General features: G+C 43.0%; 24 protein-coding genes. All 24 read right to left on the reverse strand.

Annotation, left to right across the window (positions count from 1 at the left end; translation table 11 throughout):
* Positions 1–27: 27 nt before the first annotated feature.
* The gene (locus tag Q4550_RS10590) at positions 28–891 is read right to left on the reverse strand and encodes a MinD/ParA family protein (protein ID WP_303532514.1); all 864 of its coding nucleotides are present in this window, start codon (positions 889–891) and stop codon (positions 28–30) included.
* Positions 884–2,053: a flagellar biosynthesis GTPase FlhF gene (flhF, locus tag Q4550_RS10595; protein ID WP_303532515.1), complete on the reverse strand. Its 1,170-nt coding sequence runs from the start codon at positions 2,051–2,053 to the stop codon at positions 884–886. The genes Q4550_RS10590 and flhF overlap by 8 nt, the downstream gene beginning before the upstream one ends.
* Entirely contained in the window at positions 2,050–4,083 is a 2,034-nt protein-coding gene (flhA, locus tag Q4550_RS10600; RefSeq protein ID WP_303532516.1) for a flagellar biosynthesis protein FlhA, read from the reverse strand. The genes flhF and flhA overlap by 4 nt, the downstream gene beginning before the upstream one ends.
* A 2-nt stretch (positions 4,084–4,085) precedes the next feature.
* Positions 4,086–5,186 (reverse strand): flagellar biosynthesis protein FlhB, encoded by a 1,101-nt coding sequence (flhB, locus tag Q4550_RS10605; RefSeq protein ID WP_303532518.1) that lies wholly within the window; start codon positions 5,184–5,186, stop codon positions 4,086–4,088.
* Between the two features lie 4 nt (positions 5,187–5,190).
* Complete coding sequence (fliR, locus tag Q4550_RS10610; RefSeq protein WP_303532519.1) at positions 5,191–5,967, reverse strand: flagellar biosynthetic protein FliR; 777 nt, start codon at positions 5,965–5,967, stop codon at positions 5,191–5,193.
* 2 nt (positions 5,968–5,969) lie between these two features.
* The gene (fliQ, locus tag Q4550_RS10615; RefSeq protein WP_098445458.1) at positions 5,970–6,239 is read right to left on the reverse strand and encodes a flagellar biosynthesis protein FliQ; all 270 of its coding nucleotides are present in this window, start codon (positions 6,237–6,239) and stop codon (positions 5,970–5,972) included.
* Between the two features lie 11 nt (positions 6,240–6,250).
* Complete coding sequence (fliP, locus tag Q4550_RS10620) at positions 6,251–6,934, reverse strand: flagellar type III secretion system pore protein FliP (RefSeq protein ID WP_226615792.1); 684 nt, start codon at positions 6,932–6,934, stop codon at positions 6,251–6,253.
* Complete coding sequence (locus Q4550_RS10625) at positions 6,934–7,512, reverse strand: flagellar biosynthetic protein FliO (protein ID WP_303532529.1); 579 nt, start codon at positions 7,510–7,512, stop codon at positions 6,934–6,936. The genes fliP and Q4550_RS10625 overlap by 1 nt, the downstream gene beginning before the upstream one ends.
* Positions 7,513–7,527: 15 nt before the next feature.
* Positions 7,528–8,658 carry a flagellar motor switch phosphatase FliY gene (fliY, locus tag Q4550_RS10630; protein ID WP_303532531.1) on the reverse strand — a complete coding sequence of 377 codons (1,131 nt, stop codon included), beginning with the start codon at positions 8,656–8,658 and terminating at the stop codon, positions 7,528–7,530.
* Positions 8,648–9,631: a flagellar motor switch protein FliM gene (gene fliM, locus Q4550_RS10635; protein ID WP_303532534.1), complete on the reverse strand. Its 984-nt coding sequence runs from the start codon at positions 9,629–9,631 to the stop codon at positions 8,648–8,650. Before fliM ends, fliY begins: the two co-directional genes overlap by 11 nt.
* A 22-nt stretch (positions 9,632–9,653) precedes the next feature.
* Positions 9,654–9,845, reverse strand: coding sequence for a flagellar FlbD family protein (locus Q4550_RS10640; protein WP_303532536.1), 192 nt, complete (start codon positions 9,843–9,845; stop codon positions 9,654–9,656).
* 41 nt (positions 9,846–9,886) lie between these two features.
* On the reverse strand, positions 9,887–10,639 hold the full coding sequence (locus Q4550_RS10645; RefSeq protein ID WP_303532539.1) for a flagellar hook-basal body complex protein: 753 nt from the start codon (positions 10,637–10,639) through the stop codon (positions 9,887–9,889).
* A gap of 73 nt (positions 10,640–10,712) precedes the next feature.
* Positions 10,713–11,075, reverse strand: coding sequence for a TIGR02530 family flagellar biosynthesis protein (locus Q4550_RS10650; protein WP_303532542.1), 363 nt, complete (start codon positions 11,073–11,075; stop codon positions 10,713–10,715).
* A gap of 1 nt (position 11,076) precedes the next feature.
* Positions 11,077–11,493, reverse strand: a complete 417-nt coding sequence (flgD, locus tag Q4550_RS10655; protein ID WP_303532545.1) for a flagellar hook assembly protein FlgD — start codon at positions 11,491–11,493, stop codon at positions 11,077–11,079.
* A gap of 10 nt (positions 11,494–11,503) precedes the next feature.
* Positions 11,504–12,778, reverse strand: a complete 1,275-nt coding sequence (locus Q4550_RS10660) for a flagellar hook-length control protein FliK (RefSeq protein WP_303532546.1) — start codon at positions 12,776–12,778, stop codon at positions 11,504–11,506.
* 14 nt (positions 12,779–12,792) lie between these two features.
* Positions 12,793–13,638 carry a MotE family protein gene (locus Q4550_RS10665; protein ID WP_303532548.1) on the reverse strand — a complete coding sequence of 282 codons (846 nt, stop codon included), beginning with the start codon at positions 13,636–13,638 and terminating at the stop codon, positions 12,793–12,795.
* A 12-nt stretch (positions 13,639–13,650) separates the two neighbouring features.
* Complete coding sequence (gene fliJ, locus Q4550_RS10670; protein ID WP_303532833.1) at positions 13,651–14,103, reverse strand: flagellar export protein FliJ; 453 nt, start codon at positions 14,101–14,103, stop codon at positions 13,651–13,653.
* 2 nt (positions 14,104–14,105) lie between these two features.
* On the reverse strand, positions 14,106–15,425 hold the full coding sequence (gene fliI / locus Q4550_RS10675) for a flagellar protein export ATPase FliI (RefSeq protein WP_303532550.1): 1,320 nt from the start codon (positions 15,423–15,425) through the stop codon (positions 14,106–14,108).
* A complete protein-coding gene (locus Q4550_RS10680) occupies positions 15,415–16,212 on the reverse strand; it encodes a FliH/SctL family protein (protein WP_303532553.1) in 798 nt (265 codons plus the stop codon). Before Q4550_RS10680 ends, fliI begins: the two co-directional genes overlap by 11 nt.
* Positions 16,205–17,218, reverse strand: coding sequence for a flagellar motor switch protein FliG (fliG, locus tag Q4550_RS10685; RefSeq protein WP_226615804.1), 1,014 nt, complete (start codon positions 17,216–17,218; stop codon positions 16,205–16,207). Before fliG ends, Q4550_RS10680 begins: the two co-directional genes overlap by 8 nt.
* A gap of 9 nt (positions 17,219–17,227) precedes the next feature.
* On the reverse strand, positions 17,228–18,868 hold the full coding sequence (gene fliF, locus Q4550_RS10690; RefSeq protein WP_303532556.1) for a flagellar basal-body MS-ring/collar protein FliF: 1,641 nt from the start codon (positions 18,866–18,868) through the stop codon (positions 17,228–17,230).
* A 21-nt stretch (positions 18,869–18,889) separates the two neighbouring features.
* Positions 18,890–19,180, reverse strand: a complete 291-nt coding sequence (fliE, locus tag Q4550_RS10695; protein WP_303532558.1) for a flagellar hook-basal body complex protein FliE — start codon at positions 19,178–19,180, stop codon at positions 18,890–18,892.
* A gap of 22 nt (positions 19,181–19,202) precedes the next feature.
* On the reverse strand, positions 19,203–19,646 hold the full coding sequence (flgC, locus tag Q4550_RS10700) for a flagellar basal body rod protein FlgC (RefSeq protein WP_303532560.1): 444 nt from the start codon (positions 19,644–19,646) through the stop codon (positions 19,203–19,205).
* Positions 19,647–19,651: 5 nt separating this feature from the next.
* Positions 19,652–20,041, reverse strand: a complete 390-nt coding sequence (gene flgB / locus Q4550_RS10705; protein WP_303532562.1) for a flagellar basal body rod protein FlgB — start codon at positions 20,039–20,041, stop codon at positions 19,652–19,654.
* Between the last annotated feature and the right edge of the window lie 75 nt (positions 20,042–20,116).

Below are 20,116 nucleotides of genomic sequence, written 5' to 3' on the forward strand. Positions count from 1 at the left end.
GTTCACCACCTGAAAAATTCTTCCCACTTATTTATGAAACAGCATCTTTGTTAGAAATCCTTTTACACCAAGTTTATAATTTGAAGGAAAATCTAGATAAGCATGAACTAAATCATCTATGGCCTTCGCTGCTCTGGAATTTGGATACTCTAGTAGATAAGGCGACTGAGCAATCACCGCTTTACGAACGATAGGATCATCTGGAATCCATCCGAGTACATCAATCGACTTATTCAGAAATTTTGCAGAGGCTTTTTGGAAATTGCGCGCTGTACGCTCTGCTTCCTCAGAATTAGTAGATCGATTCACAATTAACTTAACAGGTAACTGAGCATTTCTTGTATGTAATGCTTTTACAACCCCATAGGCATCTGTAATAGACGGTGGCTCTGGATTAATCACAAGAAAAACGTCATCCGCTGCCTGCAAAAACCTGATCCCTTCATAGGAAAGGCCCGCTCCCGTATCGAGAATAATGTAATCGACTTTGCCTTGAAGAGAGCCAAATTCTTGGAAAAAGTGATTCAGCTGATTGCCTGTTAAAGTTAGGATTTTTCCAATTCCGTTTCCACCAGCAATGTATTGAATACCATTTACTCCTGTTTCAATGACAGCATTTAAAGAGAGTTTTTTTTCCAGCATGGAAATAAGCGTTTCTTTAGGCGTTACACCCATGAGCACATCAATATTCGCCATGCCAACATCTAAATCAAAAATCATCACTTTCTTATTAAGCGCAGCAAGACTGAGGGCAAAATTCAGTGATACATTCGACTTCCCCACGCCGCCTTTTCCACTTGTCACAGCAATAACCTTCGTCTTTTTCCCACTAGCATTCGGATGAATTCGCTTCATCACTTCTTCCCGCAATTGGTTTGCCTGATCAGACATTCACTCGCTCCCTCATGACCAGATCAAGAAGGAAATCCGGTGTTGTTGTCACCATATCATCAGGTACATTTTGTCCTGTCGTTAGAACCGAGATCGGAAGTTTGTATTCTTCCATCAAGTTAAAAATGGGGCCGCGAACTTTTGTTTCATCCATCTTTGTCATCATCACCTCAGAAATACCAAGAGAGTGAAAATTATCGGTGATCGATTTCATATCAGAATAGCGATGTGTGAGGCTTAACATAAGCGTGATCGATAATTCTTGACCGGATAGCAGTTCTTCAAGCTGTGAAACGTAGCTGTACTGCTGATAATTGCGGCCCGCTGTATCCATTAGAATCACATCACATGATGAAAGGTTCGCTAGAGCTTGACCCAAATCCGCAGGAGACTGAACGACTTCTAGTGGGATACCGAGAATATCAGCATACGTCCGAAGCTGTTCAACTGCTGCAATCCGATAAGTATCTGATGTAATCAGTCCCACAGATTGACGCTCTTTTAATAATAAATGACCTGCTAGTTTTGCAATCGTTGTGGTTTTCCCTACGCCTGTCGGGCCAACGAAGCATCTTAGCTTCTTCTTTTTTATTCCTATATCAGGATAATTCTTGATTCGCTTTGCGAATTCCTGTCTCATCCACTCAAAAGCATCTTCTTTCGTGTAAGTAGGGTATGATTTTGATTTAATCATTAGTTCCGCCATCACTCCCGAACGAATCGCATGAGAGAATTCCTGTGCTTCTAAATACCTTTGAACTGGCTTTAATTGTTTTGGTAGCCGTTCATTTTCCATCAGCTGCATCATGATTTCTTTCATAGACTTCAGCTCATCAAGTACATTGGCTTCAAGCGCCTCCCGTCGTGGCGGCGTTTGTTTCTCTTGAATCACCTCTGGACTTTTTTCAACCCGTTCAGGCGTTTCTTCACGACGCTTTTTTTCAGATTGCAATAGCGTGGCAAATTCTCGAGTTTCTTCCTTCTCTACCTTTTTTTCATCAAGGGCAGCGAGCACTTCTAGACGCTGTTTTTGGAAAAAACCAAAGACCCCGCCCACTTTCACCTTTTTTGTATTTAAAATAACGGCTTCCTGACCAAGCTCCTGCCTTATCAGTGGCATTGCTTCGCGAAGATGGCTGACTACATAGCGTTTAATCTTCATGGTAGATTAATCACTCCTACACTTTGGACTTCTACATCGGGTTCTAATTCACTATAGGAAAGGATCATCAGCTCCGGCATGTAACGTTCGAGAAACTGACGTAAATACATCCGTATCGCTGGTGACGTTAGTAGAATTGGCTGAATACCTGACTGCTGCAGGCGGCTTACTTGTTGAAGTACTTCCTGGTAAATGGCCTGTGACGTTTCAGGATCAAGCGCAAGATAACTTCCCTGATCAGATTGCTGAACAGATTCTGCGAATCGCTTCTCCAATCTGGCTCCAGCTGTTAACACTTTAACCGCTTCGCCTGGAACGGCGACCTGAGAAGTGATTTGACGTGATAGCGACTGCCGCACGTATTCAGCTAGCACATCCGTATCTTTCGTTCGAACTCCGTTATCAGCTAGCGATTCCAGAATCATATCAAGCGAACGAATGGATACTTTCTCCTTCAGTAGTCTCATCAACACCTTTTGAACATCCCCGATTGTAAGGATATTGGGGATTAGCTCCTCGAGCACTGCAGGAGACGATTCCCTGACATTATCAAGAAGATGCTTCACTTCTTGGCGACTTAATAGCTCATGCGCATGACGCTTAATGACTTCCGTTAAGTGTGTTGATACTACAGAAGGTGGATCCACGATCGTATATCCTGATAGCTCAGCGCGATCCTTCATTTCTTCTGTTACCCATAAAGCAGGAAGTCCAAAGGCTGGTTCAACTGTTTCGATCCCTGAGACTGTTTCATCTTCAAGTCCGCTACTCATTGCAAGATATTGGTTCAATAGCACCTCTCCACCTGCAACACGGTTTCCTTTGATTTTAATAACGTATTCGTTTGGTTCAAGCTGAATATTATCGCGAATGCGAATAACTGGAACAACAATTCCAAACTCAAGTGCGATTTGTCTTCGAATCATAATCACGCGATCAAGAAGATCACCGCCTTGCTTTTGATCAGCAAGAGGAATTAACCCGTAGCCAAATTCAAACTCAATCGGATCGACCTGAAGAAGACTTGTCACGCTTTCAGGCTTCTTCATTTCTTCTACTTCTTCTTGACCAGCGGCTAGCTCAACTTCCTTAGTCTGATCAAGATTCTTCTGCATCGTCCAGCCGCCATAGACGAGTAATCCTGCTATTGGAAAGGTGAGAAGCGGGTTTATGGGTGTTGCAAGTCCAAGGAGCGTAATAACCGCTCCAACAACGTAAAGCAGCTTTGGATATGCAAAAATTTGTGCAGTAATATCTGAACCTAGATTGCCGTCTGATGCCGCTCTCGTTACGACGATACCTGTAGCAGTCGAAATAAGAAGAGCTGGGATTTGACTGACAAGACCATCACCAATCGACAGCAGCGTAAAGGTAGTTGCCGCATCACCAACCGGCATGCCGTGCACAACCATGCCGATAATCAATCCGCCAATAATGTTAATCAACGTAATGACGATTCCAGCAATCGCATCCCCTTTTACGAACTTACTGGCCCCGTCCATTGCCCCATAAAAATCAGCTTCGCGCTCAATTTTCTGACGTCTTTCTTTTGCATCGCGATCTGATATCATACCTGCATTTAAATCAGCATCAATGCTCATCTGTTTCCCCGGCATGGCATCAAGTGTAAATCGAGCACCAACCTCTGCTACTCGTTCGGATCCTTTTGTAATAACGATAAATTGAATAATAACTAGAATAAGAAAAACAAGGAGTCCGATGACAACACTTCCGCCAACCACGAAGGAACCAAACGTTTCAATAACCTGTCCACCTGTTTTATTCGTCAGAATGGATCTTGTAGTCGAGACGTTCAAACCAAGTCGGAAGAGCGTAGTTAGCAATAAAAGCGATGGAAAAATCGAAAATTGGAGCGCTTCTCTCGTATTCATTGCGACAAGGATAATTGTTAAAGCAAGACTAATATTCAGCATAATGAGAAAATCAAGTAGAAGCGGAGGGAACGGAATAACCATCATGATCACAATCATAATGACAGAAACGAGCACAGCATAATCTTTTATTTTCATTGTTAGTTCCCTCCTCCCGGATAACCTTTTAAGCTATAAACGTACGCGAGCACTTCTGCAACAGCTTTGAAAAGATCCTCTGGTACGCCGTCACCGATCTCTACCTGGTGATAGAGCGCTCGAGCAAGCTGAACGTTCTCTGATGTTATGATGTCGTGCTCTTTTGCTTTTTCTTTAATTTTTAGCGCAACGAAGTCCATTCCTTTTGCCACAACTGTCGGTTTATCCATTTCTTTTGGATCGTACTTAAGCGCAACAGCAAAATGTGTTGGATTTGTAATGACGACGTCAGCATGGGGAATTTCCGAGATCATCCGGTTCATTCCAAGTGCGCGCTGCTTTTCTTTAATTTTTGATTTAATGAGCGGGTCGCCCTCGCTCTTTTTATATTCATCTTTAATGTCTTGCTTCGACATTCGGATGTTTTTTTCGAAGTCATATTTCTGATAAACATAGTCTAATAGGGCAAGGAATAATAATAGAATTCCAACAGCTAAGCCCGTTTGAACGATCAATGAACCAACAAGTGCCATTGCTTCACCGATCGACTTTTGCGAAATGAGCATCACTTCGTCTCGTTTATTCCAAAGAACAATGAAGGTGCAAGCTGAGATAAACGTAATTTTTATTAACGACTTTAATAGTTCGACGAGCGTTCGAGCTGAGAATATTCGTTTCGCGCCTTTTAATGGGTTAATTCTTTCAAGCTTTGCCTGAAGGGGATCTGTGGAAACGAGAAATCCTACTTGCATATAGTTTCCTAGAACTCCCATGACGAGCGAAATTCCCATAAGCGGGGCTGCGATCAGTGCCGCCTGCCACACATTTTCTTTCAGCATGCGATCAACATTCTGTTCTGTGAGCGTCCAATCTGTAATCTGAACAAGATTGCTTCGAATCATGGACTCGAGGCTTTCAATCATCCACCCACCAATGAAAGACATAAACAGAAACACACCAATCATCATAAAGGCGGATGGAATTTCAGCACTTCTCGCCACCTGACCCTTTTTACGAGATTCTTGCTTCTTTTGTGGTGTTGCTTTCTCAGTCTTTTCTTGTGAAAAGAACTGGAGATCCATTTGTAAGCGATAAGTTCGCATCGTACTACCCACCCAGTATTTGAATAAGCTGCCCCATCGTAGCGAGCATTTCTTGAAAAACCCCTCGCAGTAAAAAGAAAAATGTAGGAATCGTGACTAGAATAAGTACGAAACCGACAAAGATTTTTAAGGGCAAACCGACAACGAAAATATTCACCTGAGGTACCGCTCTCGCAAGAAGCCCAAGCGCCACATCCACAAGAAATAGGGAAGCAACGATCGGTAGCGCGAGCTGAAATGCTGAGAAGAACATCCCTGCAAATACTTCAGCGATAAACTTTGCAAGGGACTGACTATCCGCCTGACTCAGCAGCTCATCAGCTGGTAGAAGTTCATAGCTTCTAACAAGCCCGTCTAGCATCATGTGGTGACCATCAACTGAGACTAGAAAGAGAAGAGCAAGCATGTATTTGAAATTCCCGATAATCGGTACTTGAGCTCTTGTCTGGGGATCGATTACGTTTGCCATAACAAAGCCCATTTGAAAATCAATAAACGCTCCCGCAACCTGAACTGTATACAGGATAAGGGAGGCAATAAATCCAAGTGATAGCCCGATAAAAAGTTCTTTTAAAATAAAGATCACGAACGCGAGGTCAAGCGTTAGCTCTGCATCAGAACCTAATCCAGCCGTGACGATTAAAGCAAAAAAGAAACCAAGTCCAATTTTGAAGCGGTTTGGAACGCTTCGTGTTGAGAAGATCGGCGCTGTTATAAAAAAAGATGTCGCCCTCATAAACACAAGCAAAAATAAGGGAAGGGCGTTAATGACACTTTCCATCTCTAGCCGATAAACCTATATAGATTTTGATATAAGTTCGTTGTGTAATCGAGTAGCGTTGTGAGCATCCACGGTCCAAACAGAACGATCGTTAACAGTACGGCAACGATTTTGGGAATGAACGCAAGCGTCTGTTCCTGAATTTGCGTCATCGCCTGAAACACACTCACGATTAACCCAACGCCAAGTGCAATTAAGAGAAGCGGAGCTGAAATAATAATCACGGTATAAACAGCATCTTCTGCAAGTGAAATGACCATATCCGGCGTCATCGTCGTCCTCCTTAGAAGCTTAATAGAAGTGATTCGACGACCAAATACCAGCCATCGACAAGCACAAATAGTAGAATTTTAAACGGTAGTGAAATCATGACAGGCGGCAGCATCATCATCCCCATCGCCATAAGCGTTGAGGCCACAACCATGTCAATAATAAGAAATGGAATGAAGATAATAAATCCAATCTGAAACGCCGTTTTCAGTTCTGAAATCGCAAAAGCTGGAACGAGTGCGGTTAACCGAATATCTTCGATCGACTCGGGCTTTTCAAGCTCAGCGTATTTATAAAAAAGGGCAAGGTCTTTCTCTCGTGTATGTCCTGCCATAAACTCTTTAATCGGAAGCTCTGCCGCATCGAGCGCTTCCTCCTGCCCAATCTCTTCGTTTATATAAGGCTGTAACGCCTCGCTATTAATCTCTGAAAGAACAGGGGACATCACGAAAAAGGTTAGAAAGAGTGCTAGTCCGACCAACACTTGATTCGGCGGCATAGATTGTGTTGCGAGCGCCGAGCGAACGAAGGAGAGGACAACAACAATTCGTGTAAAACACGTCATCAATACAAGAATGGCAGGAGCTAGCGATAGCACAGTTAGAAGCAGGACAAGCTGAATCGTAACGGAAACATCTTCTGTTGCGTTTGAACCGAAATCTAGTCCTGGGATCGTTAAGTTTATGAGTAAATCCATCACTTTTCGTCCCTTCCGCTTCCGTCATTCCAATAATCCTTACGTTTGTTTCTTTGCTTCTTCAAACTTGCCTGAATCATCTCTTGAATTCCTGCTTGCTTTTGATTCATAAACGAAAAGCCCGACCGCTGTTCTTCAGCTTGATCTAAAATACGCTTCACTTCTTCACCCTGAATTTCCTTAAGAAGGTTCACGTTATCTCCAACCCCAAGCATGTAGAGGGAATCCCCGACCTTGACCATTTGAACGGATTTATTGTTACCAAGCGGTGTACCGCCAATTTGCGTGAAAACGGAATGGTGCTGAAGCTTTTGTTGGCGTTTGGACAGAAAGCGAATCAGCAAATAAATGAGGCCAACCACGACGATCGTATAGAAAACGAGCTTGATTAGTAGAAAGAAAATATTTGTGTTTGCTCCTTCCACTTCAGCAGGCTGCTCTTCTATATCAGCAGGGTCATCCCCGTTTTCCGTGAGCCAGTCTTTCACACTTCCATTATCTGCCGCTGCGATGGCGTTATGTGGCATTACTAAGACAAGGCTGAGGAGTGTCATGATGCCAATCACAAGATGTCTCACTTTTAAGCACTCCTTCTATCGCAGCTTTGATAAACGCTCTGCTGCACTTAAAATATCCGTTACTCTCACCCCAAAGTTTTCATCGATAACGACAACTCCACCTTTGGCAATGAGTTTACTATTGATCAAAATATCAACTGGCTCTCCTGCCAGCTTATCAAGCTCAAGAATCGATCCGTGTGAGAGTTCAAGAATGTCTTTTACAATACGCTTTGTTCGCCCTAACTCCACCGTTACTTGAAGGGGAATATCTAGGAGCATGTTCAAATTTCTTTGTTCCCCGTACGGATGATCTTGCTGGCTAAAATTTGTGAACTGCACGTTTTGGATATTCGGTTCAGGTTCTTTCACGCGCGTCGCAAATGAATCCATCGATTCTCTTTCTTCTGCCTCATGATTCTTTTGTTGATGTGACGATGGGTGCTGTTGCTGCAATTCAGCTTCATGCTCCTTTACCTGCTGTGTCTCTTGTTCCTGCACGGCTTCCCGAAGATCTTCTTCACTTATTAGTAATTCACTCACTTGCTTTGCTACAGATGCAGGAAGGACATGGTGTACAACCGTTTGAACAATCGATCCTATGGAAAGTTCAAACGAAACGTTCATATACACTGATTCAGCGGATTTTTCCAATAACATAGAATTAGCAGGTTCTGAAACAACTTGAAGATTCGTAAATGTTCCTGTAAACGAAGAACCTGATGCCATGCTCAGTCCTTTATGTATGCTCTCCATCATTCCTGTCATAACAGCAGTTAAACTCTTATCAACACTCTCGTCACCTTCCTCACCCTTTGCCACAAGCCAGATGTCAGCCATATCTTGGGCATCAGGTGGTGTGAGCATAATGATCGATTCGCCCGAAGCTGCCCCTTCATAGCGAATCGCGGCCTCGACATAAGGAAGGGCTAAGTCTTGTTTAAAGCGATCTTCAGGAAGGATGTTCATCTGAACATTTGATACAAAAACGTCATGCATGAAAACGGAAGATAATGTTGTTGTAAGGCTTCCGATCGCAACGCTAAAAAGTTCATTTAATGCTTCTTCTTCAATTGAATGAAAATACACGTTAGGTTCCTCCCTTCCTGCTGCTGTCTCTTGAAATAATGCGTTGATTTCATCTTTTGAAAGGCGATTATCCGTCATGGCCTACTTCCTCCTCTTCCTTCACTTCTGTAATTTGTACGGCCATCCGACCTTTCGAAGTCCCTGGCTGTCCATGGAACTTCACTCGGTTATCGACCCTCACAATCAATGGATCTGAGACGGTTTGATCCAACCGAATCACATCTCCATCTTCTAGATTTAAAAATTCTTCAATGGTGATTTCAGAGTGGCCTAGCTCAGCGATAATGCCTAAATTAGTTTTCTTAAGCCTTTTCTCAAGTTCCTTACTTTCCTGAGGCTCCCGATCCTTTTTCTGATTCGAAAGCCAGTGATGAGCTGAAAGCCTTGGCATAATCGGCTCAAGTACAACATGTGGAAGACAAAGACGGATATTACCTGTTACTTCGCCTACTTTTACATCCAGTGTCACGGTGACGACTGTTTCATTTGGAGATACGATTTGAAGAAAGTGTGGATTAACTTCAAGCTCTTTAAGCTCAGTTTTTAGCTTCAGTACCGATGTCCAGGCATCTTGAAAGCTTTCTAAGATTTTACTGAAAATCCGCTCAATAACGACCGTTTCAATTTCCGTTAAGTGTGTCAGTTTTTCAGGCTGACTCCCTTGACCTCCAAGCATTCGATCCAGCATTGCATAGGCAAGCTCTGGTGCTACTTCAAGCACCATTTGTCCTTGCAATGGTGAAGCAACAAAGAGACTAAGAATCGAATTCTCTGTAATCGACTGCACAAATTCTTCAAATGGCATCTGATCAACAGAATGAACGGAGGCTTGAATGATCGTCCGAAGCTGAGCCGATGAATATGTCGTCATGAGACGTGCGTAGTTCTCATGGATGCGAGTTAAAATTCTGATGTGATCTTGAGAAAAGCGAAGCGCTCTTTTAAAGTCATATGTTTGCACTTTTCTATCCTTCATTGACTTCTTTTGCCCTTTATCGTCGATGGCAGAAAGAAGTGCATCAACTGTTGCTGGCGATAGCATATCAGACAACATGGTCACCCCCGTTCTTCTATTATTTCTCTAATACGTGAATATCACGATAGAATTCCGTAACAAGCTGTTTTACTTCCTCGACTGTCTCCATCACAACGTAGCGTTTTCCATTCGTTAATAGAATCATCGTATCCGGCGTTGACTCAATCGTTTCAATGTAAATGGCATTCAACATCATCGCTTCACGGTTTAATTTAGTTAACGGTATCATATGAACAGAGCAGGCCGAGGAAACTCCTCAGCCCTTACCCCCTATCGTTTTAAATTGACGATTTCTTGAAGGATCTCATCTGAAGTTGTAATCACTCTTGAGTTCGCCTGGAAGCCACGCTGAGCTACAATCATTTCCGTGAACTCTTCGGTTAGGTCAACGTTGGACATTTCGAGTTGACCAGCGACGACGCGTGAGTCTTGAGGAAGCCCTGGTACTGCATCCCCAGATTTTTCTGTTTCACGAAAAAGTGAGTTACCTACTTTATTAAGCCCACCTGGATTCGGCACTGTGCTTATCCCTAGATTCAAAGTTTGTTGTTCATTTCCTTGAGTATCTGTATAAGTGATAACCCCATTACGATCAATACTTTTAATTTCACCGATCTGCTGAATAGGGTTACCTTGATCATCTAACACTGCGTAGCCTTGTGTTGTCACAAGATTTCCTGTCGCATCAACCTGAAAAGACCCAGAACGAGCAAGGTAATCAGTTCCGTCACTTCTTACCGTAAAATACCCATTGCCCTGAATACTCAAATCCGTCTGTACCCCTGTCGTCATTGGTGATCCGGGACTATCTACCATATTAATCGCCGATACGGATGAACCAAGACCTACCTGCTTCGAATTTACGGAGTTTCCTGCCACGCTCTGACTGAGTAGATCTTCAAATAACACTCTACTTTTCTGGTAACCTACTGTATTTACGTTCGCAATATTATTCCCGATAACATCTAGCTTTGTTTGAAAGCCTCTCATTCCTGAAACGCCTGAGTACATTGAATTTAACAAGTTGTTTCCCCCTCTAATTGTTTCGCTGCTTCAATCGGTCCACAGCGAATCGGCCTCCTGCTCGGTCCGGCCATTATAAAATAAGTGCTGAGTCAATGTTTGTGACGATTTGATTCTCCATACTATCCTGCTTCATAGCAGTAATGACTTTGTTGTTTTTGACGCTAACAACAAAGGCGAGATCTTTCATTAACATAAGCGACTCGTTTGATCCTTTTTCTCTCGCTTTTTCTACTCCATCATTTAGCTTTTGGAGCTGATTGTCCGAAAGGGAAATCCCATTTTGCTTAAGTCGAACCTGTGCGTGGTGACTAAATGAAATCTGTGAATCGATCGAATGCTTTAGTTGATCAGCAAAAGAATTTTTTAAATTCTCCTGTTTTGTAGTTAGTTGAATCGGTTGCTTTGGATAATAAACTTGATTGATTTGAACCATACTATTCCCCCGTTTCGATACGCTCTAATAGGGAGATATCTACCTGTTTGCCACTATCAAGTTCTGCGAGTACTTTGCCTTCTTTGTATAAAACAGCTTCTACCTTACCTGCGTTCGCTTCGTTATTCTCCTGCCACTGAACGCTTTTACCAATTAAATGTGCGTAATCCGTCATCGAGCTTTGTAACTGACTATCGAAAAATTTATTCATCGACTTATTCATGTTTGTCATTTGCTCGAGTGAACTAAATTGTGCCATCTGCCCGATAAATTCAGTATCTTGCATCGGCTGCATCGGGTCCTGGTTTGAGAGCTGAGCAACGAGAATTTTCAAGAAATCATCTTTTCCTAACTGACCAGGTGCCTCTGTTTTTGGTGTTTGAACAGCTGATGTTGCTGTGACAGAACCTGTATTCATGTCACCCCTCCTAAATAGCGTAATTAATCCCACTAGATGCGCCTTCTTCTAGCTCATTCGTTACGAGTGGATTCTCTTCTAATTCATATTCACCTTTTCGCCCTTGTCGGTGCTTTCCTTGTTGAAACGCCTGACCCTGATCCTGGCGACTATCCTGCATGAACGATTGTTGTGAGCCCTGCGGCTGTTGAACGACTTCCACTTTATCAAGTTGGATGCCCTGTTGAATGAGCGTATGACGTAGCTGGTGAAGCTGTGATTCAATCATGTCCTTTGCCCCTGAAGTCGCTGTTATAATGTGCGCGGTCACTTTCCCATCAGAAGTTGTTAGCCGAATATCAAGTTGACCGAGATTTTCTGGAGAAAGCTTAATTCTTATGTTTGTTTCATCTCCATTTTTCGATAGTTGCATGCGCTCGGTAATCATTTCACTTAGCTCCGAGGCAACATAACGAGTCGGAACTGGTGTAGTCGATTCCTTGATGGTTGTTTGAGATTCATTACCTTTTGCTAGCGGTAGCGCTTCTGGCTTCTCGTCTATCTGGGTTTCATCTCCAGACATTTGATCTGTCACAAGCTTCTCTTGATTGTCAGCTACTTCTCCAGACACGTTCATTTCGACGAGTGCCTTAGTTTCTTTTCCTTCAGTAACACTATGTTTTGGTGTCTCTACTTGAATTTCAATAGCTTCTCCATCTAACTGGACGTTTTGATCGGAGTCCATACCAAGTTTCTGATCTTGTTTCGATTCAGTTGCCATTCTCTCCATAAGCGAATAGAGCTCTTTGGGCTCTTTCAGCTTCAACTCTTGCATAAGTTTCATAACATCAGATGGAAGTTTCGTCTCTACCGCAAACGTTTCAGAGAGAACTTGTTCTTCATTTTGAAAGGCTTGCTCGATTTCTACAAACTCACTTTTTGTAAAACCGGGTAGACTTACTTCCTCCTGTATACGATTAGCATTCACTTGTAGCAGTTCACCACTCAAATCAGTTCCTTGTTGGGCAAGCGATTTCGATAAAGATTGTTGATCATGTTGAACTGGTGGAACATTGACAGCACTCATCATGAGAAGGTGCACGGGGGGTTCACCACTTCTATTTGTTGGCTTATTGTCTCCCTCTTCTAGCTCGCTTTCGTTATGTGTCTCTGATTGCTCACTTTCACTCACATTAAGCTTTTTTCCTAAAGCACTTAATAACGTTGAAAATCCAGTTGGACCATTTTCAGTTCGAACCTTAGGCTGAACAATTATGTTTTTTCCAAGTGACTGGATAGCGTTCACTATTTCACCTCCTTTTAATTGGCTAAATCAGCTATGTAACTAGAAGAAATCGACTCTTCCATTTCTCCAAGTAACCCTGTACGCTTCTCTTCATCAAATTCTTTCAGAATGGAAAGCCCTACTTCTTTCTCCTCTTTAGACTGCGCCATCTCCGATAGGATTTGTGCCGCTTCTTCGTCAGTCATTTCTGACAAATTATCAGCTACGTCTGAAACAGAAAGCGAACTATCTTCACGATCAATCGCATTCATAAGGAGCGTTACTCTCTCTTGCATTGCAGCAATCTCAGGATCGTCCGCTTTTTCAATATCTCTTAACGCGATCGTTAAATCTGCTGCTACAGCTGCATTCATTTTCCCTAGTACAGCTGCTTGCTCGGTGCTTCCCATTGCATCAAGCAGGAGAGCTGCCTCGTTTAACGTAAGGTTTTCCATAATACTAGCGGACTTCGATGCTGACATTCCTTCATACGTTTTTGCTAACTCCTGAAGCTTCTTCTGACGCTCTTCCTTGTCAGCTAATTCGCTCTTCATTTCTTCAGCTAACGATTCCAGCTCAGACTGTTTTTTCTTCAGCTCGATTTCTTGCTCATCTAACTGCTTTTTCAAGTCTGAGATTTCGCCATCCTTTTGATTGATTTCTTGTTCTAGCACTTCATCTTGATTTTGATCAGTAGCCTCAGCGGTAAAATTATCTTCCACATATGCGATCGGCTTCTTACTAAGTGAAGTGGCCATTGCGAACAGATCGTATCCAAGAAACGGAAGAACAACAAGCATAACCGTAGCGATAAACGCGAGCGGCAAGAGAAAACCGTGGATGATACGTTCTTTCCATGAACTCTTCTGTCGCTTTCGCATTCCCCTCACCCCTTAGCCGTTTCTTGCAAGCATATACGCACGTACGGTATTCAAATCATCTAGCTCATTTTGTTCAATCATTTTCATATCGTGATAAAACTCTTCTTTTCTCGTCTCTTTGATTGACTGCCACGTTTTCTCTTCTCTTACTTTAGAAGCAAGCGTGTCCTGCTGCTCACTCACTTGATGTTCAACTTGAATCAGCTGATTTCTTTTCTGGTTGAGCTGCCCCTCAAGATAGGTAATATGCTCTTCTTCCTTAAGAAGATCTATAATGGAAACCCCTTCTTGTTGACGCTCTTCCAGTCTCTGACGCATGGAAAGAACCGCTTGCTCAAGATCACGCAGGGAACGTTCGATATCCACTTGTGCTTTGAGTGATTCAGCCATTTCTAGCTGTGCCTGTGATTTTTCATTTTCTTTTACATCCAAAATTCGTTGAAATGGGAAGTGAAAAGCTGCGATGGTTAGTCATCCTTTCCAAATCGGGATAAAAGCCAGTCCTGACTTTCTTCAAATGAAGCTTGATCATCAATGCCCTGCTTAATATATTTCTCAATCTCCGGGTGAATTGAGATTGCTTTATCAATATTGCTGTTCGTTCCAGCTTTATAAGCGCCAATATTAATAAGGTCTTCAGAAGAAACATACACAGCAAGAAGTCGCTTAAATTCTTCTGCAGACTTCATATGCTTTGGAGTCACAATTTCTTTCATCACACGGCTAACACTCTCTGAAACGTTAATCGCTGGATATTGGCCTTTTTGAGCGAGCTTCCGATCCAAGACAATATGCCCATCTAGAATCCCTCGCACCGCATCTGCAATCGGTTCGTTCATATCGTCACCATCAACAAGAACAGTGTAAAAAGCTGTAATCGATCCCTGTTCAGCTGTGCCAGATCGTTCTAACAATTTGGGTAAAAGAGCAAATACGCTTGGCGTATATCCCTTACTAGTTGGTGGCTCTCCAATTGCCAGCCCAACTTCCCTCTGTGCCATGGCAAAGCGTGTCACAGAATCCATCATTAGCATGACGTTCTTTCCTTGATCACGAAAGAACTCTGCGATCGACGTTGCCGTAAGCGCTCCTTTGATCCGCTGTAGTGGGGGTTGATCAGATGTTGCCACAACGACAACCGATTTTTTAAGCCCCTCTTCACCAAGATCACGCTCAATAAAATCCCTTACTTCCCGTCCTCGTTCACCGATCAAGGCGATCACATTCACATCGGCTTCTGAATTTCGAGCCGCCATTCCCATTAACGTACTTTTTCCAACGCCACTTCCGGCAAAAATACCGATACGCTGTCCTTGACCGACTGTTAACAGCCCATCAATAGCGCGAACACCAAGCTGAAAGGGTGTCGTAATGCGCGGACGCGTCATTGGATTTGGTGGCTTTCGATTTGTGGATACAGCCTTCAGTCCACCAGGGAGATCCGAGTAATCAAGAGGTCTGCCGCGCCCATCGAGAATCGTTCCAAGGAGTGAATAGCCCACTTTCACTTCAAGTGGCTGTCCTGTCGCCACCACAAGGCAACCTGGACCAATTTCTGATAGGTCATGCATCGGCATGAGCAGAACACGATTTTCGCGAAAGCCAACTACTTCTGCTTCAATTGGTTCCTTTGATGGTCCTGGATAAAGGTAGCAAAGCTCACCAATTTTAACCTCTGGACCAAGTGATTCGATCGTTAGCCCAATAACCTGTGTCACCTTGCCATACTTCTGGACCGTTTCCATCGAATGAAGCTGCGAAAGATATGGCTCAACATTAATGCTCATCGACAGTTCGCTCCTCAAACATAGCAAGCAGCTGTTTCTTCATCTCAGAAAGCTGGCTGTTAATCGAAATATCGTACGACCCGCTCGGCGTATGAACAAGTCCTGAACCGACTTCCAAGTCACTCATCGGCACAAGCTTTAAGCTCGCATTCACATCAAGTTGTTTTTCAAGCTCGTCAACCATTGGTATCACATGCTGATAATCTTCTGTTGAAACTTGAACAATGACTTCTCCACGATCCTTTACTTTCTTTAGCGTATCTTTCACCATGCCAAGCAGCGTCTCTGGATTTTGTTCCATTTCTTTTAAAATGATTTTCTTCGCAATGGCTGTGCTTAGCGATAGAAGAAACGGTTCAGCATCCTGAATTAATTCTTCCTTCTTGTCATAAGCGCCCTTTACCATGTGTTCCATTTCCTTCTTCTTTTCATCGAGCTCGAAATGAATTTGCTGCATGCCTGCTTCATAACCCGCTGCATATCCGCTTTCTTCTGCTTCTCGATACGTTTTCTTCGTGATTTCCTGCCACTCAAGCTCTTTTTGTTCCTGCTTCTTCTCAAGATTTTGATGAACGTTCGCTTCTTCATCTCCAAGTCTTGTTCGAATGGTATGATAAAGATCTTCTAGCCGGATCATCATCTCAAGAAGCTGCGATTTCTTTTCTTCAATTGTAGTAGTACGAGAAGGCAATATGCGATTTCGCTTTGGCTCTGCGACCGTTCGCTGCTCAATTACTTTCGGAACGGCTCGCTTCTCTCCAGAGGTTTTTCTGATGATATTAGACAATCAGATCATCTCCTCCACCGCGTGCAATCATGACATCACCTGTTTCTTCAAGGTAACGGATGACAGAAACGATGCGTGTTTGCGCTTCTTCCACTTCACGAAGCCTAAGTGGCCCCATCAATTCGATCTCTTCTTTCACCGTATCTACCCGGCGGTTAGACATGTTTCGGAAAATTGTATCCTTCACATCGTCACTCGCTACCTTAAGCGCTATAGAAAGATCTTCATCTTTTACTTCACTAATGACGAGGCGAATGGATCGGTCATCAAGCGTAACAATGTCTTCAAAGACAAACATCCGCTTCTTAATTTCTTCTGCTAGGCTTGGATCATCTTTCTCAAGCGAGCTAAGAATTGTTCTTTCCGTACTTCGATCAACGCTGCTTAGAACTTGAACTATTGATTCCACACCACCAGTAAACGCATAGTCCTGCGAACCGCTAGCGTTAAGCTTACCTTCAATGATCTTTTCAAGCTGACTAATCACTTCTGGTGAGGTACTATCCATCAGCGCAATTCTTCTTGCTACATCTGCCTGACTTTCTTGAGGTAGCGAGGATAAAATTTTGGAAGATTGCTTCGCATCAAGATAAGATAAGACAAGAGCGATCGTTTGGGGATGCTCCTGCTGTAAAATGTTTAGAATTTGATCAGGATCTGCTTTTCTTGCGAATGCAAATGGCTTCACCTTTAAATTGATGCTTAAGCGAGACAAAATTTCTTCTGCCCTTTTCGGCCCTAGCGCTTGCTCAAGGATATGTCTTGCGTATTCAATTCCTCCGACGGCAATGTAATCCTTTGCTTTTACCATCTGGATAAACTCATCCACGACGGCTTCTCGCTCATCGGGCTCAACTTTGCGAAGCTCTGAAATGCCAAGCGCAAGCTGATCAATTTCCTTCTCAGATAAGTGTTTAAATGTTTGAATCGAAAGGTCAGCACCTAAAGAAGTGAGAAGGATCGCTGCTTTCTGAGTTCCTGTTAATTCTTCTAAACTACTCACCATCCAATCCCCCTACTCTTCGTTCATCCATAGTCTTAGTAGTTTCACAAACTCTTCCGGATCATTTTTTGCGAGAGTTTCAATTTCATCTTTTCCAATTAGTGCATCAGGTGTCATATCCACTTCACGTTCTTCTTTTTCCCTCGGCAAGTAGTGATCCTCTGGTACACTGTACGCCTGTTCAAATTCCATGAAGTCGTCCTCATCCTTATTTCCTTTTCGGCGGAAGAGAAGAATGATTCCACCAATTAGAAGAATACCAACTCCACCAGCTACCGCATAAATCACCCAGCTTGGAACACTGTCTAGAACAGAAGAAAAGATGTCTGGCTTTGGCTCTTCATAGTCCGCACGCCCTCTAAATTCATTCGCAAATACAGAGATACGTTCTTCAAGAGCAGCATCCTCAAGCGGAACATCACTTTCACTCAAAGACGTACGGACAACATTTTTGAGCACAGTGCGAATATCTTCTATATGAGCTGCTGTTAAACTAGTCATATCGTCAGCGACAGGTGGCTCTACACCAACGTTAATTGTAATATCATCAATCATATAAGGGCTTTCTTCGATCTCTTTATGAATACGATTCACTTCACGATTGATGCGATCTTCTACTTTTTCATAAGAGCCGTCGCCCTTGGCATCTGGGTCATCTGCATTATAGTTTGGAATCTCGCCTTCATCTGTACCCGTTCCATCCTGGGCAGCAGCTTGATCACCGGAATAGGATTCCATGATTTTCTCAACGCTAATATCAATGCCTTCACCTGTTTCTTCATCAACAGGTTCGACAAGATCTTCCGTGCGCTTTTCTTTTGTGAAATCCACGCTAGCCATTACAGAAACAACCACTTTATCTTGTCCGAGAATCATGCCAAGCATTTGCTGTAATTCTTGCTGCATGTCTTTTTCGATGCCGTTACGAATGTCCTCTTGCTGCTGATAAGCGGATAAAGTTGTATCAACGCCGCCACTTTCGCCGTAATCAAAAGCAGTTCCGTTCTGGTCCATGATGACAATGTTTTCAACAGGGAGATTCGGAACACTTTTACTTATAAGATGATAAAGGCCTGTGATTTGGCCCTGGTCAAGCTGAGCACCAGGATCCCTCGTAAGGACGATCGAGGCAGAAGCTGTCTCACCTGTTTCATCAAGCCAAACACTTTCAGCCGGTAGAGTAATCATCACTTTTGATTCCTGAATACCGCCAATTTGTTCAATTAAATAACTCAGTTCATTTTGCATCGCATCTCGCTCTACAACATCGAATTGGCGATCTGTCATCCCCATGCCCATGTTTTCACTAAAGATGCTGTAGTTAACGTTACCGCTTTTTGGAATACCCTCAGCCGCTAGACTTACTTTTAAATCAGACGCCTGATCCTTTGGCACGCTGATCGTGGTTCCATCCGCTGAAACTTCTACCGGAATTCCCTTCTGCTCAATGGCCCCTTTGATCTCACCAGCTTCTGTCGGCGTTAAATTAGAATAAATCGGCGTTAAATTAGGTTTAGACATCCAAAAAACAAGGAATAGAAGCAGAAGAAGAGTGACCAGAAAAGTCCCTCCGATGAGCCATTTGGTTTTCGTTGAATAGCTACCCCATGTTTCTTTCCAGCGACTTGTAAAATTTAGTAGTTGTTGGTTCATCTCTTATCCATCCCTGACATACTACATTTGCATACGCATGATTTCTTGGTATGACTCAATAACCTTATTTCTCACTTCTACCGTTAAATTTAGAGATAGTGAGGCTTTTTGTGCTGCAAGCATAACCTCGTGAACATCCTGAACTTCTCCAGTCACAAGCTTATTCGTCATCTGTTCAGATGCCACTTGATTGTTGTTCACCTGTTTGATCGCATCCTGAAGCATCTGACCAAAATCAGCCGTTGCTTCACCCGAAGTAACCTGAGACTTCGCTTGTGTTGGAAGCTGCTGAAGTGCACTAATTGTGTTCATAAGATCCTCCTATGCCCGACCATTACTTACCAAGTTCGAGCGCTTTCATATACATACTTTTGGTTGCGTTTAACGCTGTTACGTTCGCTTCATAGGAACGAGATGCTGACATCATATCAACCATTTCTTTCACCATATCCACGTTTGGCATTTCCACATAACCTTCTTCATTCGCATCGGGATGAGCGGGATTATAAACAAGTTTATTAGGAGCATTATCTTCTTTAATGTTCGACACTTTCACTCCTGTTGGCGCTTTGCCATTTCCCATTGCGGCTTGAAGCTTACTCTCGAACGAATTTTCCTTAAGCTCTACCACTTTTCGCTTGTATGGCTGCCATTCCCCATCGACGAGCTCAGAGCGAGTCGTTTCAGCGTTTGCGATATTGGACGAAACAACATCCATTCTAAGACGGTTTGCAGTTAAAGCTGAAGCACTCGTATTGAACCCATTAAATAAATTCATATGATTTAGCTCCCTCTAATTGCTGTCTGTAAATCACGGAACTGGCTGTTGGTCTTTTCAACCATCGCATTGTACCAGAGTTGATTTTTGGCAAGTTCGGCCATTTCAACATCCGTGTCGACGTTATTGCCATTTGATTGATTAAGTGTATTTTGATCCGTTTTGACAACGGTCTTTGATGCATTATTTTCGTTACTAAAAGGGACGTGTTTGGGGTTGGATTTGTAGCTCTGCAGATTCTTTGTTGCATCCTGCAGGGTGTCTTGAAATGAAACGGTTTGACGTTTGTAATTAGGGGTGTCAACATTTGATATATTTGATGTGATAGTACGCTGCTGCACCATCGACGCATTCAATGCTTGTTCAAGCGGTCTAATCGATTGAAAAACGTTCACGAAGCTTTTCACACTCCTTGTATAAAACTGTTTTTAAAGTTAAAAAATGGATACAAAACCATAGTTATACTCATT

Origin of the sequence: Anaerobacillus sp. 1_MG-2023 (assembly GCF_030547345.1) — a bacterium.
GTDB lineage: Bacteria > Bacillota > Bacilli > Bacillales > Guptibacillaceae > Guptibacillus > Guptibacillus hwajinpoensis_B.

Coding starts and splice junctions, on each gene's coding strand:
- Q4550_RS10590 (WP_303532514.1), bottom strand. CDS start 891: ATGTCTGATCAGGCAAACCAATTGCGGGAAGAAGTGATGAAGCGAATT.
- flhF (WP_303532515.1), bottom strand. CDS start 2,053: ATGAAGATTAAACGCTATGTAGTCAGCCATCTTCGCGAAGCAATGCCA.
- flhA (WP_303532516.1), bottom strand. CDS start 4,083: ATGAAAATAAAAGATTATGCTGTGCTCGTTTCTGTCATTATGATTGTG.
- flhB (WP_303532518.1), bottom strand. CDS start 5,186: ATGCGAACTTATCGCTTACAAATGGATCTCCAGTTCTTTTCACAAGAA.
- fliR (WP_303532519.1), bottom strand. CDS start 5,967: ATGGAAAGTGTCATTAACGCCCTTCCCTTATTTTTGCTTGTGTTTATG.
- fliQ (WP_098445458.1), bottom strand. CDS start 6,239: ATGACGCCGGATATGGTCATTTCACTTGCAGAAGATGCTGTTTATACC.
- fliP (WP_226615792.1), bottom strand. CDS start 6,934: ATGGATTTACTCATAAACTTAACGATCCCAGGACTAGATTTCGGTTCA.
- fliY (WP_303532531.1), bottom strand. CDS start 8,658: ATGACGGATAATCGCCTTTCAAAAGATGAAATCAACGCATTATTTCAA.
- Q4550_RS10640 (WP_303532536.1), bottom strand. CDS start 9,845: ATGATACCGTTAACTAAATTAAACCGTGAAGCGATGATGTTGAATGCC.
- Q4550_RS10650 (WP_303532542.1), bottom strand. CDS start 11,075: ATGGTTCAAATCAATCAAGTTTATTATCCAAAGCAACCGATTCAACTA.
- flgD (WP_303532545.1), bottom strand. CDS start 11,493: ATGAATACAGGTTCTGTCACAGCAACATCAGCTGTTCAAACACCAAAA.
- Q4550_RS10665 (WP_303532548.1), bottom strand. CDS start 13,638: ATGCGAAAGCGACAGAAGAGTTCATGGAAAGAACGTATCATCCACGGT.
- fliI (WP_303532550.1), bottom strand. CDS start 15,425: ATGAGCATTAATGTTGAGCCATATCTTTCGCAGCTTCATTCGATGGAA.
- fliG (WP_226615804.1), bottom strand. CDS start 17,218: ATGGTGAGTAGTTTAGAAGAATTAACAGGAACTCAGAAAGCAGCGATC.
- fliF (WP_303532556.1), bottom strand. CDS start 18,868: ATGAACCAACAACTACTAAATTTTACAAGTCGCTGGAAAGAAACATGG.
- fliE (WP_303532558.1), bottom strand. CDS start 19,180: ATGAACACAATTAGTGCACTTCAGCAGCTTCCAACACAAGCGAAGTCT.
- flgC (WP_303532560.1), bottom strand. CDS start 19,646: ATGAATTTATTTAATGGGTTCAATACGAGTGCTTCAGCTTTAACTGCA.